At 57.9% G+C, this 15,407-nt stretch carries 19 protein-coding genes; 14 read left to right on the plus strand and 5 right to left on the minus strand.

The window, feature by feature from the left end:
* The first annotated feature begins 154 nt into the window (after nucleotides 1-154).
* The gene (locus ACA048_RS15825) at nucleotides 155-1,165 is read left to right on the plus strand and encodes a DNA-binding protein (RefSeq protein WP_497625266.1); all 1,011 of its coding nucleotides are present in this window, start codon (nucleotides 155-157) and stop codon (nucleotides 1,163-1,165) included.
* Here ACA048_RS15825 and gorA read toward each other — a convergent pair.
* Together gorA and galU are read right to left on the minus strand one after the other, a co-directional pair.
* The gene (gorA, locus tag ACA048_RS15830; RefSeq protein WP_497625267.1) at nucleotides 1,162-2,520 is read right to left on the minus strand and encodes a glutathione-disulfide reductase; all 1,359 of its coding nucleotides are present in this window, start codon (nucleotides 2,518-2,520) and stop codon (nucleotides 1,162-1,164) included. The genes ACA048_RS15825 and gorA overlap by 4 nt on opposite strands.
* Nucleotides 2,521-2,652: 132 nt before the next feature.
* On the minus strand, nucleotides 2,653-3,492 hold the full coding sequence (gene galU / locus ACA048_RS15835; protein WP_008155104.1) for a UTP--glucose-1-phosphate uridylyltransferase GalU: 840 nt from the start codon (nucleotides 3,490-3,492) through the stop codon (nucleotides 2,653-2,655).
* 282 nt (nucleotides 3,493-3,774) lie between these two features.
* Here galU and ACA048_RS15840 point away from each other — a divergent pair, with 282 nt between their 5' ends.
* Both ACA048_RS15840 and ACA048_RS15845 read left to right on the plus strand, forming a co-directional pair.
* Nucleotides 3,775-3,966 carry a hypothetical protein gene (locus ACA048_RS15840; protein ID WP_497625268.1) on the plus strand — a complete coding sequence of 64 codons (192 nt, stop codon included), beginning with the start codon at nucleotides 3,775-3,777 and terminating at the stop codon, nucleotides 3,964-3,966.
* A 140-nt stretch (nucleotides 3,967-4,106) separates the two neighbouring features.
* Nucleotides 4,107-4,388 (plus strand): hypothetical protein, encoded by a 282-nt coding sequence (locus tag ACA048_RS15845; RefSeq protein ID WP_497625269.1) that lies wholly within the window; start codon nucleotides 4,107-4,109, stop codon nucleotides 4,386-4,388.
* A 10-nt stretch (nucleotides 4,389-4,398) separates the two neighbouring features.
* Here the strand turns inward: ACA048_RS15845 and ACA048_RS15850 are convergent, their stop codons facing one another.
* Both ACA048_RS15850 and ACA048_RS15855 read right to left on the minus strand, forming a co-directional pair.
* Nucleotides 4,399-4,629 carry a hypothetical protein gene (locus ACA048_RS15850; protein ID WP_223513452.1) on the minus strand — a complete coding sequence of 77 codons (231 nt, stop codon included), beginning with the start codon at nucleotides 4,627-4,629 and terminating at the stop codon, nucleotides 4,399-4,401.
* A 72-nt stretch (nucleotides 4,630-4,701) separates the two neighbouring features.
* A complete protein-coding gene (locus ACA048_RS15855; RefSeq protein ID WP_497625270.1) occupies nucleotides 4,702-5,058 on the minus strand; it encodes a hypothetical protein in 357 nt (118 codons plus the stop codon).
* Nucleotides 5,059-5,270: 212 nt separating this feature from the next.
* Between ACA048_RS15855 and ACA048_RS15860 the strand changes: the two genes are divergently transcribed.
* The 5 genes from ACA048_RS15860 to ada all read left to right on the plus strand — a co-directional run bounded on the left by ACA048_RS15860 (nucleotide 5,271) and on the right by ada (nucleotide 8,399).
* The gene (locus tag ACA048_RS15860; RefSeq protein ID WP_007946189.1) at nucleotides 5,271-5,573 is read left to right on the plus strand and encodes a DUF1883 domain-containing protein; all 303 of its coding nucleotides are present in this window, start codon (nucleotides 5,271-5,273) and stop codon (nucleotides 5,571-5,573) included.
* 36 nt (nucleotides 5,574-5,609) lie between these two features.
* Nucleotides 5,610-5,780, plus strand: a complete 171-nt coding sequence (locus tag ACA048_RS15865; RefSeq protein ID WP_497625271.1) for a hypothetical protein — start codon at nucleotides 5,610-5,612, stop codon at nucleotides 5,778-5,780.
* A 129-nt stretch (nucleotides 5,781-5,909) separates the two neighbouring features.
* A complete protein-coding gene (locus tag ACA048_RS15870; RefSeq protein ID WP_497625272.1) occupies nucleotides 5,910-6,578 on the plus strand; it encodes a 2OG-Fe(II) oxygenase in 669 nt (222 codons plus the stop codon).
* Between the two features lie 3 nt (nucleotides 6,579-6,581).
* Nucleotides 6,582-7,247, plus strand: coding sequence for a DNA oxidative demethylase AlkB (gene alkB / locus ACA048_RS15875; protein WP_497625273.1), 666 nt, complete (start codon nucleotides 6,582-6,584; stop codon nucleotides 7,245-7,247).
* A gap of 87 nt (nucleotides 7,248-7,334) precedes the next feature.
* Nucleotides 7,335-8,399, plus strand: a complete 1,065-nt coding sequence (gene ada / locus ACA048_RS15880; protein WP_497625274.1) for a bifunctional DNA-binding transcriptional regulator/O6-methylguanine-DNA methyltransferase Ada — start codon at nucleotides 7,335-7,337, stop codon at nucleotides 8,397-8,399.
* Here the strand turns inward: ada and acuI are convergent, their stop codons facing one another.
* Nucleotides 8,400-9,383, minus strand: a complete 984-nt coding sequence (acuI, locus tag ACA048_RS15885; protein ID WP_497625275.1) for an acrylyl-CoA reductase (NADPH) — start codon at nucleotides 9,381-9,383, stop codon at nucleotides 8,400-8,402.
* A 187-nt stretch (nucleotides 9,384-9,570) separates the two neighbouring features.
* On the opposite strand from acuI, the gene ACA048_RS15890 reads away from it, so the two are divergent.
* The 6 genes from ACA048_RS15890 to ACA048_RS15915 all read left to right on the plus strand — a co-directional run bounded on the left by ACA048_RS15890 (nucleotide 9,571) and on the right by ACA048_RS15915 (nucleotide 15,100).
* Nucleotides 9,571-10,635 (plus strand): NAD(P)H-dependent flavin oxidoreductase, encoded by a 1,065-nt coding sequence (locus ACA048_RS15890; RefSeq protein WP_497625276.1) that lies wholly within the window; start codon nucleotides 9,571-9,573, stop codon nucleotides 10,633-10,635.
* 158 nt (nucleotides 10,636-10,793) lie between these two features.
* Nucleotides 10,794-11,561, plus strand: coding sequence for a molybdate ABC transporter substrate-binding protein (modA, locus tag ACA048_RS15895; RefSeq protein WP_497625277.1), 768 nt, complete (start codon nucleotides 10,794-10,796; stop codon nucleotides 11,559-11,561).
* Nucleotides 11,562-12,242 carry a molybdate ABC transporter permease subunit gene (modB, locus tag ACA048_RS15900; protein WP_497625278.1) on the plus strand — a complete coding sequence of 227 codons (681 nt, stop codon included), beginning with the start codon at nucleotides 11,562-11,564 and terminating at the stop codon, nucleotides 12,240-12,242.
* Nucleotides 12,243-12,245: 3 nt separating this feature from the next.
* Nucleotides 12,246-13,325, plus strand: a complete 1,080-nt coding sequence (gene modC / locus ACA048_RS15905) for a molybdenum ABC transporter ATP-binding protein (RefSeq protein ID WP_497625279.1) — start codon at nucleotides 12,246-12,248, stop codon at nucleotides 13,323-13,325.
* A 77-nt stretch (nucleotides 13,326-13,402) separates the two neighbouring features.
* A complete protein-coding gene (locus tag ACA048_RS15910; protein WP_497625280.1) occupies nucleotides 13,403-14,443 on the plus strand; it encodes a DNA topoisomerase IB in 1,041 nt (346 codons plus the stop codon).
* A 426-nt stretch (nucleotides 14,444-14,869) separates the two neighbouring features.
* Nucleotides 14,870-15,100, plus strand: a complete 231-nt coding sequence (locus ACA048_RS15915; RefSeq protein WP_007946177.1) for a hypothetical protein — start codon at nucleotides 14,870-14,872, stop codon at nucleotides 15,098-15,100.
* Nucleotides 15,101-15,407: the final 307 nt, after the last annotated feature.

Below are 15,407 nucleotides of genomic sequence, written 5' to 3' on the forward strand. Positions count from 1 at the left end.
GCGTTGGCGGGTGCAATCGCGCCCTGCGGCTCTTCACACGGGGTAATACCAGTATATCCCGCATGACAAACTGACATCATTTATCTTTATTTTTCAGATGGTACACTGCCTACTTTAGTGGCATGTACCACGGTACGAAATCGTAGGAGAACTCATGGCTCGTGGCGGCGTAAATAAAGCAGTGGTGCAAGCGGCACGGTTGGCAATCCTCGCCCGCGGCGAAAATCCAAGCATCGATGCAGTACGGATCGAAATGGGCAACACGGGCTCGAAAACCACTATCCATCGCTATCTGAAGGAGCTGGACGACGGCAGAGAACGCGCCGAGCCTGCGCCAGAACCTATCGATGACGAGCTGGCGGGCCTGGTTTCACGCCTGGCTCAACGCCTAAAGGAGAAGGCCCAGGAACCCATCGACCAGGCTCGTGAGCAGTTCGATCAGCAGCGCAAAGCGCTGGAAAGCCAACTGACAGACGCACAGAAAACCAACACCGAATTGCATCAGCAGTACGAGATGCAAAGCCTGGCGCTGACACAGGAGTCAGAGTCACTTCAAGAAACCCGCTCGATGTTGCAGACCGAGCAGACCCGCAACGCCGGGCTGAGTCAGGCGTTGGCCGGCTTCGAATTACGCCTGCAAGACAAGGACGAGCAGATCCGCTCGCTGGAAGAAAAGCACCTGCATGCGCGCGAGGCCTTGGAGCACTACCGTAATGCCGTCAAGGAACAGCGCGAGCAGGAACAAAGCCGCCACGAAAGCCAGGTGCAGCAGATTCAGATGGAATTGCGTCAGGCACAGCAAAGCGCAATGGTGCGCCAGGACGAGATCACTCAACTGCACCGCGACAATGAGCGTTTGTTCACCGAAAACCGGGGCGCCCAGAGAGAGCTGAGCCTGTCGCAGGATCAACTCAAGCAAACCAATAGCCGACAGGACCAATTGCTGGAACAGGTCCATCGCTTCGACAGCGAACGCACCCTCCTCCAGGAACGCTTGCGCGTCGCCCTATTGGAAAGTCAGTCGCTGAAGCAGCGTGTCGACGAGCAGTCGCAGACAAATAAAGTACTGGAAATCGAACTGCTCAAGACTCAGGCGAGCCTGGATGAAAGCGTGCGCCTGGCGGCCATCGTTGCGACAGCGCCAGACGCAGCCAAAGACGATTAACCTGCGACGGGCGAGCGCATGGTGACGAACTCTTCGGCGGCCGTCGGGTGCACGCCGATGGTTTCGTCGAAGTCGCGCTTGGTCGCCCCTGCCTTCAAGGCAATGGCCAGCCCCTGCACGATCTCGCCGGCATCCGGCCCGACCATGTGACAGCCGAGAACCTTGTCGGTCTTGGCATCGACCACCAGCTTCATCAGCGTGCGTTCCTGGCATTCAGTCAAGGTCAGCTTCATCGGGCGGAAACGGCTTTCGAAGATCACCACCTCGTGGCCGGCCTCGCGGGCGTCTTCCTCGCTCAAGCCGACGGTGCCGATGTTCGGCAGGCTGAACACGGCAGTCGGGATCATCTTGTAATCCACCGGGCGGTATTGCTCAGGCTTGAACAAGCGTCGCGCCACGGCCATGCCCTCGGCCAAGGCGACCGGCGTCAGCTGAACTCGACCGATCACATCACCGAGCGCCAGGATCGAGGGCTCGGCCGTCTGATACTGCTCGTCGACCTCGATAAAGCCTTTCTTGTCGAGTTTGACGCCAGTGTTTTCAAGCCCGAGATTATCGAGCATCGGGCGCCGACCGGTCGCATAGAACACACAATCCGCCTCCAGCTCGCGACCATCCTTGAGCGTCACCTTCAGGCTGCCATCAGATTGCTTGTCGATGCGCTCGATGTCGCTATTGAACTGCAGGTCCATGCCACGCTTGGTCAGTTCTTCCTGCAAATGCTTGCGCACCGCCCCATCGAAACCGCGCAGGAACAGCTCACCGCGATACAGCAACGTGGTCTGGGCGCCCAATCCGTGGAAAATGCCCGCGAACTCAACGGCAATATATCCGCCTCCCACTACCAGAACACGCTTGGGCAACTCCTTGAGGAAGAAGGCCTGGTTGGAACTGATTGCATGCTCATGCCCCGGAATTTCCGGGATCTGCGGCCAGCCACCGGTCGCAATCAGGATGTTTTTAGCGGTGTGGCGCTCGCCATTGATCTCGACCGTGTTCGGGTCGACGATTTTGGCGTGACCTTCATGCAAGGTCACGCCGCTATTGACCAGCAAGTTGCGGTAAATGCCATTCAGGCGATTGATCTCGCGGTCCTTGTTGGCGATCAGCGTGGCCCAGTCAAACTGTGCCTCGCCCAGTGTCCAGCCAAAACCGGACGACTGCTCGAAGTCTTCGGCGAAGTGTGCGCCGTAAACCAACAATTTTTTCGGCACGCAGCCGACGTTCACACAGGTCCCGCCCAGGTAGCGGCTCTCGGCCACGGCCACTTTCGCGCCAAATCCGGCGGCAAAACGCGCAGCGCGCACACCGCCGGAACCTGCGCCAATCACATACAAATCAAAATCAAAGGCCATTTTCAATCTCCTCGGCAGTCCACAAGCATACCCGCAGACTTCCGCCGGGCAAGTACTGCAAACGATATGGGGGCCAGAAATGAAAAAGCCACCTGCGAAGGTGGCTTTTCATTACAAGTGGGTCAGGCGCTATCAGTAAGCCTTGCCAGTCTTGTAGAAGTTCTCGAAGCAGAAGTTGGTCGCCTCGATATAGCCTTCCGCACCACCACAGTCAAAACGCTTGCCCTTGAACTTGTAGGCAATCACACAACCGTTTTTCGCCTGTTTCATCAGCGCATCGGTGATCTGAATCTCGCCACCTTTGCCAGGCTCGGTTTGCTTGATCAGCTCGAAGATGTCAGGAGTCAGGATGTAACGACCGATAATCGCCAGGTTCGACGGAGCGTCTTCCGGGGCCGGCTTCTCGACCATGTTGCGTACACGGTACAGGTCATCAGCGATCAACTCGCCAGCGATCACGCCGTACTTGTTGGTTTCCTGCGGATCCACTTCTTGAATCGCGACGATGGTGCAGCGGTACTGTTCGTACAGCTTGACCATCTGGGTCAGTACACCGTCGCCTTCGAGGTTGACGCACAAGTCGTCCGCCAGCACCACGGCAAACGGTTCGTCACCGATCAACGGGCGGCCAGTCAGGATCGCGTGGCCAAGGCCTTTCATTTCGGTCTGGCGGGTGTAGGAGAACGAGCACTCGTCCAGCAGCTTGCGGATGCCGACCAGGTATTTTTCCTTGTCGGTGCCCTTGATCTGGTTTTCCAGCTCATAGCTGATGTCGAAGTGGTCTTCGAGGGCGCGCTTGCCGCGACCGGTGACGATGGAGATTTCGGTCAGGCCAGCGTCCAGTGCTTCTTCGACGCCGTACTGGATCAGTGGCTTGTTCACCACCGGCAGCATTTCTTTGGGCATGGCTTTAGTCGCTGGCAGGAAGCGAGTACCGTAACCGGCTGCTGGGAACAAGCATTTCTTGATCATAAAAGTCCTTGAAAGGGCTGTGTGTACGAGTTTCGGCGCAGTCTAATCAGGCGGCGTGCACCTTACAATGCCCCGCACTGGCTAACCGATGCCAACATAGAGAAATATTCTCGCTGATAGTTCCGCAGATCGTTCGGCAGCTTCTAATAGATAGCAGATAACTTCGAATCTGCACTGGCGATTCCACCAGACATGCAATCGCACCACCATACGCCCATCGGCACTTTCTGAGTGCATTTGGCGCTATCATTGCGCAATTGAACCAGCCAACGAGGCAGAGAGATGTCGGAAGCAAAAAGCATCAACGGGTTCCTGATCAATCAGGAAAAAGACGGCCAGTGGTGGATAACCAACTTCGGCGGCGGCGAGAATATCGCCGGGCCATTCCCTACCGAAGCGCTGGCGATTGAGGTGGCATCCGTATTGCAACTTGAACACCCAACCGTCAAACGCCGCGGTAAAGACAAGACTTGATCTGAACCCGCTTTTGACCAAGCCCTGCCCCTGCGCAGGGCTTTTTTGTGATTGCCTGCAATGAAGTGGCCCTTCGCTATAACCTTTTGATGCGAGCGCTGTCACAGGCTTAGCCCTATCATCTCGACGACGACAACGACATGACTAAATTTTTGCCACTGATTGCAGTATTGACCCTGAGCGGCTGCGCCACCTCGGAAACGACTTATCTGAACAATGGTGAGCAGGGGCTGACCATCGACTGCTCCGGCGAAGCCAACTCCTGGGCCACGTGTTACGAAAAAGCCGATACCTCTTGCGCTGGCACCGGCTATCGAATTGTCGGGACCGACGGCACGCCGTCACCCAAAGAAAGCGACAAGACCCTGGGTGTCGACGTCGGCAATTTCAAGAACCGCAGCGTTGTCGTGGTCTGCAAGTAAGACATCGACGCTACATATGAATTTCAGCGAATTTGATCCCGAGGCCGCGCACGGCCTCGATCAAGTCGTCGAGACGACTGAAGGACTCGACTTCATCGTTATCGTCCACCAGAAAATAACTGCGCCCGGCGCTTTTCTTGAAAAACACGATCCATTCCCCTGGGTTCGCCGGATTTTGAATCACATGGGTGGCAGAGATGTGGCCCTCTGCATGGCGCTCCCGAACCTGCTCTCGCTTCATGCCTGACTCCAGAAATGACAATGCCGTCAAAGCGCAGCCTTGACGGCATCGATGTAAATTGTCACTAGTCTATCAGCCGGAAATACAGGTATTGGCGGCTTTCTGCACGTCCTTGGGACGCACCGGTACATTGGACATCCGCTCATGCAGCTTGATGCTGCTGCCACCGGAGCGGTTTTCAATGTCAAAGACGGCTGCCGGGGCCGACGAGAACTTTGCCGGAACGATCACACGCATCCCATCTTTTTGCGGTTCCAACTGCAAGGCGCCACGACTCTCGGCCAGATGCTCAACCAGGCACTGCGCGTAATCATGGGGCTTCTTGCCTGAGATCACGTTCATGGTCGGCAGCGTCTCGTTGATCTCCGAAACATTCGCGCAGCCACTCACGACCAACGCCAACGGCAGGACTAACACACCCCACTTCATACAAAACCTCCGATAAAGACCCTCGGACAGCACAAAGGCTGATTTTCTCCGAGGTGCTCCACTTTTATCGCTCATGGAATGTCGAATAACCGGTTTTAATTGTCAAAGCGGAGCGCGACGACCCGATAATAACCTGTACGGGCTGATAAACTGCGCCCATCGCCCATGCTATCGTTTTGATTTTGTAGAAAAAGCCCTTCTGGAGGCGCCTCATGAAATTTATCCACCAGCGCGAGCACCTCAATGAAGACGACATCGTCGTCATCCAGTGCTCCCAAACGTGCAACATCCGCTTGATGAACGACGCCAACTTCCGAAGCTTCAAGAATGGCGGTCGTCACACTTACCACGGCGGCGCATTCGACACCTTCCCGGCCCGGATTACCGCGCCGAGCACCGGTTTCTGGAACATCACCATCGACACGGTCAACCGCCGGCCGATCAGCGTGACCCGCAAACCGACCCTGACGCACTCGATCAAGATCATCCGCCGCTCCAGCACAAAACTGAGCTGATTAACACCCGCGCATGAAATAAAGCAAGGTATCACCGTGGCCCAAACGACTAAGTACGTCATCAAATACAAACTCAACGGTGAACGCCGCTTCGAGTTTGCCCAGCTTGAAAACGGCACCGCAGATGAAGCCAAGGCTGCGCTTGAGGCCATTCATGGCCAGAGCGACGACGTCATCAGCGAGATCAGCGTCAGCAAAGCGCTGTAACAGCCCCCCCCAGAGCAACAGCATGGATGTCTGCTCCTGCTTCTGAAGTTTGACCGCAAGCACCGGGGTGTTCGCCCCGCCACCACGGCCTAGACTGACCACCTCAACCTTTGGTGAAGGCGTCAGAACATGCTGGAGCAACAACTCGATCAGGATGGCTGCGCCATTATCCGATCACTCCTGAGTGCCGAGGTCTGCGACGAAATCAGCGCCCTTTACGGGCAGCCTGAGCTCTTTCGTTCACAGGTGATCATGGCTCGTCACGGTTTTGGCCGTGGCGAGTACAAGTACTTCAAGTACCCCCTGCCGGATCCCGTCGCCCGCTTGCGTAGCGAGCTCTACCCCGGACTGGTGCCAATCGCCAATCGCTGGTACGAATGGATGGACCTGCCGACTCGCTTTCCCGACACGCACGAAGCGTTTCTGCAACGCTGCCATGCCGCCGGTCAGGAACGCCCGACGCCCTTGTTGCTGCAATATGGCCCGCAGGACTACAACTGCCTGCATCAGGATCTGTACGGCGAACACGTCTTCCCGTTGCAAGTGGCGATTCTTCTGTCAGCACCCAACGAAGATTTTACCGGCGGCGAATTCGTCCTGACTGAACAGCGCCCGCGAATGCAGTCACGTCCCCAGGTCTTTGACCTGAAGAAAGGCGATGCCTTGATCTTTGCCGTCAGCCAGCGACCGATCAAAGGTGTTCGCGGGTATTACCGAGTGAACATGCGCCACGGCGTGAGTCGCGTGCACAGCGGAAAACGGCATACCCTTGGAATCATCTTTCACGATGCGTTATGACCCATGAGCCCAGCCACCTTGGATTTGTTTCCCAACGTAGAACCCGAGCAACCGCCCAGGCGCGAGCAGATCGGTGAACAATCCTGCGTCTTGCGCGGCTTTGCCCTGCCCTGGCTGGATCCGTTACTGACTGCACTGGACGCGGTTTTAGCGGCCGCGCCGTTTCGGCAAATGGTCACGCCCGGCGGCTTTACCATGTCGGTTGCGTTAAGCAGTTGCGGCGCCTTGGGCTGGACCACTGATCGAAGCGGCTACAAATACACGCGCAATGACCCACAGACCGGGCAACCCTGGCCCGAGATGCCCGAGGTGTTTTTCGAGCTTGCCCAAGCAGCGGCGCGTGAAGCGGAATTCGCGGATTTTGTGCCCGATTCCTGCTTGATCAATCGCTATGTCCCTGGGGCCAGGATGTCACTGCACCAGGACAAAGACGAAGGCTCCTACGCAGCCCCGATCGTTTCGGTATCGCTGGGGTTGCCTGCTACGTTCCTGTTTGGCGGTTTTGAACGAAGTGATAAAAGCCTGCGCGTGCCGTTGCTGCATGGCGACATCGTGGTCTGGGGTGGCGTGGACCGCTTGCGCTATCACGGCGTACTGCCGATCAAGGACGGTCATCATCCGAGACTGGGGGAACAAAGGATCAACTTCACTTTTCGCACAGCCGGATGAAGCGCTCGAATTTGACCGCAAGACCCGGAGTGCGACGCCCCTTCTGCCTGATTAATCTGAATGAAACGGGTCAATGGACATACAGACATGACAACGCATTCGACTAAGACAGCAACCGAGATCGATCCTCGCTGGGCCGCGGTCGTCGCGCGCGACCCGGCCGCAGACGGGCAGTTTGTCTATGCGGTAAAAACCACCGGCATCTACTGCCGCCCCAGCAGTCTGGCGCGCTTGCCGAAACCGCAAAATGTCGAGTTTTTCGACACGCCGGAGCAAGCCCAGGCGGCGGGTTATCGTCCAAGCAAGCGCGCCGTAAAAGATCAAAGTGACGTCACCGCACAACATGCTGCCACCGTGGCCGCCGCCTGCCGGCACATCGAATCCGCCGAAAATCTGCCGGCGCTCAATGAACTGGCGGACGCAGCGGGCCTGAGCAGTTTCCACTTCCATCGAGTGTTCAAAGCTGTAACCGGACTGACACCCAAGGGTTACGCCACGGCCCATCGCTCGCGCAGGGTTCGTGAACGTCTGGCGGACGGCGGCACGGTCACCGATGCCCTGTATGGCGCCGGCTTCAATTCCAACAGTCGTTTCTATGAAGCAGCAGATCATCTGTTGGGCATGAAGCCAGGTGACTACCGGGCCGCCGGGCAAAATACCGACATCCGTTTTGCCGTCGGACAGTGTTCCCTGGGGGCCATTCTGGTGGCGCAAAGTGAACGCGGGGTTTGCGCGATTCTGCTGGGGGATGATCCACACCAACTGGTCTGCGATCTACAGGATAAGTTTCGCCGCGCCCATCTGATCGGTGCCGATCATGAGTTCGAGCAACTGATCGCTCAGGTTGTAGGATTTATCGAAGCTCCGGCCCTTGGCCTGGACTTGCCGCTGGACGTGCGCGGCACAGCGTTTCAGGAGCGTGTCTGGCAAGCCTTGCGCGAGATTCCCGTCGGCAGCACCGCCAGTTATGCCGAGATCGCCCAACGCATCGGGTCGCCAAAAGCCGTTCGCGCCGTGGCCCAGGCGTGCGGCGCGAACAATCTGGCAGTGGCGATCCCTTGCCACCGCGTGGTACGGAGCGACGGCAACCTGTCGGGCTACCGCTGGGGGGTTGAGCGCAAACGCGTTTTACTGGAGCGCGAGACGTGCTGATCAGCGATTCACATCGACCACCACCCGCCCACGCAATTGCCCGGCGAGCAAGCGCGGCGCGGCATCGATGGCTTCGCTCAAACCGATTTCATGACTGATCAGCGATAACAGTGCGAAATCCAGATCCTTGGCCAACCGATTCCAGGCCAGTACGCGCCTGGCCTTGGGCTGGGTCACGCTGTTGATTCCGGCCAATGTCACGCCGCGCAAAATGAACGGTGCGACCGAGGCCGGAAAGTCCATGCCTTGCGCCAGTCCACACGCCGCGACCGTGCCGTTAGCCTTGGTGCTGGCGCAGGCATTGGCCAAGGTGTGACTGCCGACCGAATCAATGACCGCCGCCCAACGCTCCTTCGCCAACGGTTTGCCGGGTTCGGACAACGTGGCGCGGTCAATGATTTCACTGGCGCCCAGGCGTTTCAGGTACTCGTGTTCAGACGTGCGCCCGGTGGATGCCACGACGCGATAACCCAGCTTGCTCAAAAGCGCGATGGCGAAACTGCCTACACCGCCATTGGCACCGGTCACCAGCACTTCGCCTTGCTCCGGCGTCACGCCGTTATGCTCCAGCGCCAGGATGCTCAGCATGGCCGTGTAGCCGGCTGTACCGATGGCCATCGCTTGGGCGGTGGTAAATTCCTTTGGCAACGGGATCAGCCAGTCACCGTTCAGGCGTGCCTTCTGAGCCAATCCACCCCAATGGCCCTCGCCCACGCCCCAGCCATTGAGTACGACTTGATCACCGACCTTGTAGTCCGGGTGATCACTGACTTCGACAGTGCCGGCCAGATCGATCCCCGGCACCATCGGGAATTTTCGCACCACCGGGCTGCTGCCGGTGATTGCCAATCCATCCTTGAAGTTCAGGGTGCTGTACGCCACGCGCACCGTCACATCACCCTCGGGCAGTTGATCTTCATTGATCTCTTGCAATGTGGCCCGGTAACCGCTGTCGTCTTTGTCGATCAAAATACCGTTGAACATCGTTGCCTCTCAATGGAATCAATCAGGATGTGGGACCCTTGAAATACCACAAAGAAACATTTCGCCGTACAAGACTTTAAGCCAAACCGCTGACCAGCCAAAAGTCGACTGGCCCTTCACCCGCGATAGCTGGTAAAAAACCGGTTCTACCGTCCCTGCCCTGTTTTGACGTCGGAGCATCATTCAAATGAGCCAATGGCCAGACACACGCATTCTCGACCTGCTCGGTATCGAACTGCCGATCATCCAGGCCCCCATGGCCGGCGCCAATGGATCGGCCATGGTCATCGCAGTGAGTAACGCTGGCGGTCTGGGGTCGATGCCTGCTGCAATGCTGAGCATCGAGCAACTGCGCGAGGAGCTGAAGACGATTCGCCAACACAGCCAGCGCCCGTTCAACATCAACTATTTCTGCCATCAACCTCCGGCTCCGGATGAGCAACGTGCCCGGGACTGGAAGAACTTGCTGGAACCTTACTACCGGGAACTGGGCGTCGATTTTGATGCGCCGACACCGGTATCTAATCGAGCACCGTTCGATGCCGCGGCCTGTGAGGTCGTCGAAGAGTTTCGCCCTGAAGTGGTCAGTTTTCACTTCGGTTTGCCGGAAATATCCCTGCTGGATCGGGTAAAAGCCACCGGCGCGAAAATTCTGTCCTCGGCCACCACGGTCGAAGAAGCCGTCTGGCTGGAACAGCAGGGCTGTGACGCAATCATCGCCATGGGTTACGAGGCCGGTGGTCATCGCGGGATGTTTCTCAGTGACGATCTGAGCAGCCAGGTCGGGACCTTTGCTTTGGTGCCTCAAATTGTCGATGCCGTGAAAGTGCCGGTGATTGCAGCTGGCGGAATCAGTGATGCGCGGGGTGTTGCGGCAGCTTTTGTGTTGGGCGCTTCGGCGGTGCAGATGGGTACGGCTTACTTGTTCACGCCAGAAGCCAAGGTCAGCCGATCGCACTACAAAGCGTTGCGCACCGCCAAAGAAAGCGAGACCGCCGTCACCAACATTTTCACTGGTCGCCCGGCACGCGGCATTCTCAATCGGGTGATGCGCGAACTCGGGCCGATCAGCGATAAAGCGCCGATCTTCCCACTCGCCGGTGGTGCGCTGATGCCGTTGCGAGCCAAGGACGAAGCGGATTTCAGCAATCTGTGGGCTGGGCAGGCATTCAGGTTAGGCGTTGAAATGACGGCAGCAGAATTGACCCGACACCTGGCGGATGCAGGACTGGCCAAGCTGCTTCGTCAATAAGCCCAGCCCCGTGTAGCGGCTGCCGAAAGCTGCGTCAGCTGCTCCACGTTCATGTGACGGCATAAACCAACACATTCCGTTTGCAGGCAATTCGCTATATATTCATCTATATAGCGATTCACTCCCCTTGCAGCACTCGCCTACCACGGAGCCGTTTCATGACCATTCGTGCCTCACGTTTTGCCCCTACGTGCCTCGCCAGCCTGATCGCAGTCTTCGCATTCGGCACCGTCCATGCGAACGAAGTCCAGGTCGCCGTCGCGGCCAACTTCACTGCGCCCATCCAGGCCATCGCTGCCGATTTCGAAAAAGACACCGGGCACAAACTGGTCGCGGCCTATGGTGCAACCGGCCAGTTCTACACCCAGATCAAAAATGGCGCGCCGTTCGAGGTGTTCCTCTCAGCAGACGACACCACGCCGCAAAAACTTGAAACCGAAGGTGACGCGGTCAAGGGTTCGCGTTTCACCTACGCCATTGGCACCCTGGCCCTGTGGTCGGCCAAAGACGGCTACGTCGATGCCAAGGGCAAAGTGCTGAGCGACAGCCCCTATCAGCATCTGGCCATCGCCAACCCCAAAACCGCACCTTACGGCCTGGCCGCGACTCAGGTTCTGGCCAAGCTGGGCCTGACGGACAAGGTCAAGGACAAAATCGTTGAAGGCCAGAACATCACCCAGGCCTATCAATTCGTCTCCACCGGCAACGCCGAACTTGGCTTTGTAGCCTTGTCGCAGATCTACAAAGACGGCAAAGTCACCGGGGGTTCGGCGTGGATCGTTCCAGCCGACATGCACGAGCCGATCAATCAAGATGCGGTGATCCTCAACAAAGGCAAGGACAACCCGGCCGCCAAGGCACTGGTTGACTACCTTAAAGGTCCGAAAGCCGCCGCTGTCATAAAATCCTACGGTTACCAACTCTAAATGACGCTGACGAGTGCCGACTTTGCCGCCATCTGGCTGACCCTCAAACTGGCGTCCCTGACGACTGCCATCCTGCTGGTCATCGGCACTCCGATTGCGTTATGGCTGTCGCGCACCCGCTCCTGGTTGCGCGGCCCGGTCGGGGCGATTGTCGCCCTGCCCCTGGTCCTGCCGCCGACAGTGATTGGTTTTTACTTGTTGCTGGCATTGGGGCCTCACGGCTTTGTCGGTCAGTTCACTCAATCGCTGGGGTTTGGCACCCTGACCTTCAGTTTTGCGGGGCTGGTCGTTGGCTCGGTGCTTTATTCGATGCCGTTCGTGGTTCAACCGCTACAAAACGCGTTTTCCGCCATTGGCACTCGCCCATTGGAGGTCGCCGCGACCTTGCGCGCGAATCCATGGGACACCTTCTTCAGCGTGATCCTTCCCCTCGCCCGACCCGGCTTTATCACCGCTGCGATTCTCGGCTTCGCCCACACCGTCGGCGAGTTCGGCGTGGTGTTGATGATCGGCGGCAACATCCCGGACAAGACCCGCGTGGTGTCGGTGCAGATCTACGATCACGTCGAAGCCATGGAATACGCCCAGGCTCATTGGCTGGCCGGGGCGATGCTGGTGTTCTCCTTTGTAGTATTGCTGGCGCTTTACTCCAGCCGTAAAACCAAAGCAGGCTGGAGCTGATCGATGATCGATATGCGTCTGAAACTGAGCTATTCGGGGTTCGTCCTGGACGTAGACTTGCAAGTGCCTGGCCGTGGCGTGACGGCGTTATACGGACACTCGGGCTCGGGTAAGACCACCTGCCTGCGCTGCATCGCGGGTCTGGAACGGGCGCAACAGGGTTTTATCCAGGTCAACGATGAGGTCTGGCAGGACAGCGACAAGAAGATTTTCGTGCCGCCGCACAAACGCGCGCTGGGTTATGTTTTTCAGGAAGCCAGTTTGTTTCCCCATCTGTCGGTGTTGGCGAATCTGCAATTTGGCCTCAAGCGCATCCCGAAACAGCAACGCCGGGTCGACATGGACCATGCCACGGAACTGTTGGGGATTGGGCACCTGTTGGAGCGTCACCCGCAGCACCTTTCCGGCGGCGAACGGCAGCGGGTCGGCATCGCGCGCGCGTTGCTCACCAGTCCGAAACTTTTGTTGATGGACGAACCGCTGGCCGCGCTGGACAGTCAGCGCAAAAACGAAATCCTGCCTTACTTGCAACGTCTGCATGATGAACTGGACATCCCGGTGCTGTACGTCAGTCACTCACAGGATGAGGTCGCGCGCCTGGCGGACCATATCGTCTTGCTGAGCGAAGGCAAGGCACTGGCCAGCGGCCCCATCGGCGAAACCCTCGCTCGCCTGGACCTGCCAATGGCGCTGGGCGACGACGCCGGCGTGGTGATCGAAGGACATGTCAGCGCGTATGACGCCCACTACCAGTTGCTGACCTTGCAGTTACCCGATACCGATCTGGGCATTCGCGTAGCCCACGCGCCCATGCCCCTGGGCCAGGCACTGCGTTGCAAGGTTCACGCGCGCGATGTCAGCCTGAGCCTGCGAAGCGTCGAGCAAAGCAGCATCCTCAATCGCTTGCCGGTGACGGTAATCAGTGAAATCGGTGCCGACAACGCCGCTCATGTGCTGATCCGCCTGAACGCCGCCGGCACACCCTTGCTGTCACGTATCACCCGCTACTCCCGAGACCAGTTGGGCGTGCATCCGGGCCAGCAACTCTGGGCACAAATCAAAGCGGTGGCGGTCCTGGCTTAAATCCGCCGGCACCAACGACAAACGAATGCGGTCAATGGCTGTACTGGCCCCTGATTTGTCGCCGAGGATGACTCGCCATGTCCGATACCGCGCTGTCTGATGTATTGCCACCCGACCTGCACTATGTCGATGACACGCAGCCCGGAATCACCCGAAAACTGCTGCGTGGAAGATTTTGTTACTTCGATCCTGCGGGCCAGCGCATCACCGACCCGGACGAAATCAAACGCCTCAACGCCCTCGCCGTACCGCCGGCCTATACGAATGTGTGGATTTGCGCCGACCCGTGCGGTCATCTGCAAGCCACCGGCCGCGACGCTCGTGGTCGCAAGCAGTACCGCTACCACCTGCGCTGGCGCGAAGTGCGTGATGCCGACAAATATTCGCGCCTGCGGGACTTCGGCCTGGCGCTGCCGAAACTGCGCAAACAGCTTGAAACACTGCTGGCCGCGCCCGGCTTCAGCCGAGACAAAGTCATGGCCACCGTCATCACATTGCTCGATGCGACACTGATCCGGGTCGGAAACACTCAATACGCCCGGGACAATCGTTCCTACGGCCTGACCACCCTGCGTAACCGTCACGTTGAAGTCAACGGCAGTGCGATCCGGTTTCAGTTCCGCGGCAAGAGTGGCGTCGAGCACCAGATCACCGTGAAAGACCGACGCCTGGCCCGGATCATCAAGCGCTGCCAGGAAATCCCCGGACAAAATCTATTCCAGTATCTGGATGAAAACGGCGAGCGACATACTGTCAGTTCCGCCGACGTCAATGCCTACCTGCAAACCCTCACCGGCGCCGATTTCACGGCAAAGGATTACCGCACATGGGCGGGCAGTGTTCTGGCGTTGTCCGTGCTGCGCGAATTGCAGTGGGAACCCGAGTCCGATGCAAAGCGACTGGTAGTAGAGATGGTGAAGAACGTCGCCAGACAATTGGGCAACACGCCGGCGGTGTGCCGAAAATGCTACATCCACCCGGCGGTGCTCGACGCTTTTATGCTCGGCGCTCTGGCTGAGCTGCCTCGACCAAGATTGCGTAAAGGGCTCAAATCAGAGGAAGTCGGGCTGACAGTGTTCCTTGAGCGAATGCGCGCCAATGCTGAAGCGACGAATTGACCTGCCTATTTTTTGCACGATCACAAAGAACTTCTATAGTTGATCTGAACAAGAATCAGCAGTGATGAGGCCATGGAAGACATATTCGTTGTGAAGCGATGCAACAAAATCATCATTCATGGCCGCCGAGCCGGAGAATCCGGCCACCCACCACCCGACGCCGCTGTCTGGTATCGCATTGCCGATACTCGCACGCAGGGGTTCATCGGGGACGGCTTTGATGCTGAAGCAGATGCCAGACACGAATGCCAACGACTGAACTCAACGTCGCAAGTGATCGCCCGCCTAGGTTGATGAACAATCACCTGACTGCCACGGGTCTATACTGAAAACAACTGAAGGAACAGCAACCCCAACAGCAGAAAGCTCGCCCCTCGCGGGCTTTTTGTTGCCATTTGCCAGGTTTCTTCTACGGAGGTGTTTGCCATGTCCGAAAAAGAGTCCATCACCACCCTCCTCACCCTGCTCGACTCCCGGCAGGCTCGACTTGCCGCTGCGTGCAAGGAAATTGCCGACTGGGTCGATCATCAAGGGGGGCACCCGACAGCCCTCAGAATTCGTGATCGGCTGAACGACATCGAAAAAGACACACCCCTGATTCGAAACACGCTGTCGTCTTTAAAACCTGTCGACCCGCCCCTCCCACGGTTCAGATGATTCGATCCGGACACTCGACGCAAGAACAGGGCCTGTTTCAGGCCCCTTGAACGGTGACCTCATCATCACCGGGTTTGCGCATGTCTGTAGGTCTGCTGTTGCACCCTCAACCCGGCCTGTCGCCGGGCTTTTTTTTGCCTCTGAAAACCTATCGGACTACGCAGACCTATTGTAGGGACCGAGCTTGCTCGCGATGGGGCCATCACATTCAACATCCATGTCGTCTGTAAGGCCGCTACCGTGAGCAAGCTTGCTCCTACAGGCATGTGGCGTTTTGCGAGTTTTCCGGCGGCCCTAAAAAAGGTTC

This window comes from Pseudomonas sp. LBUM1659 (assembly GCF_059716045.1).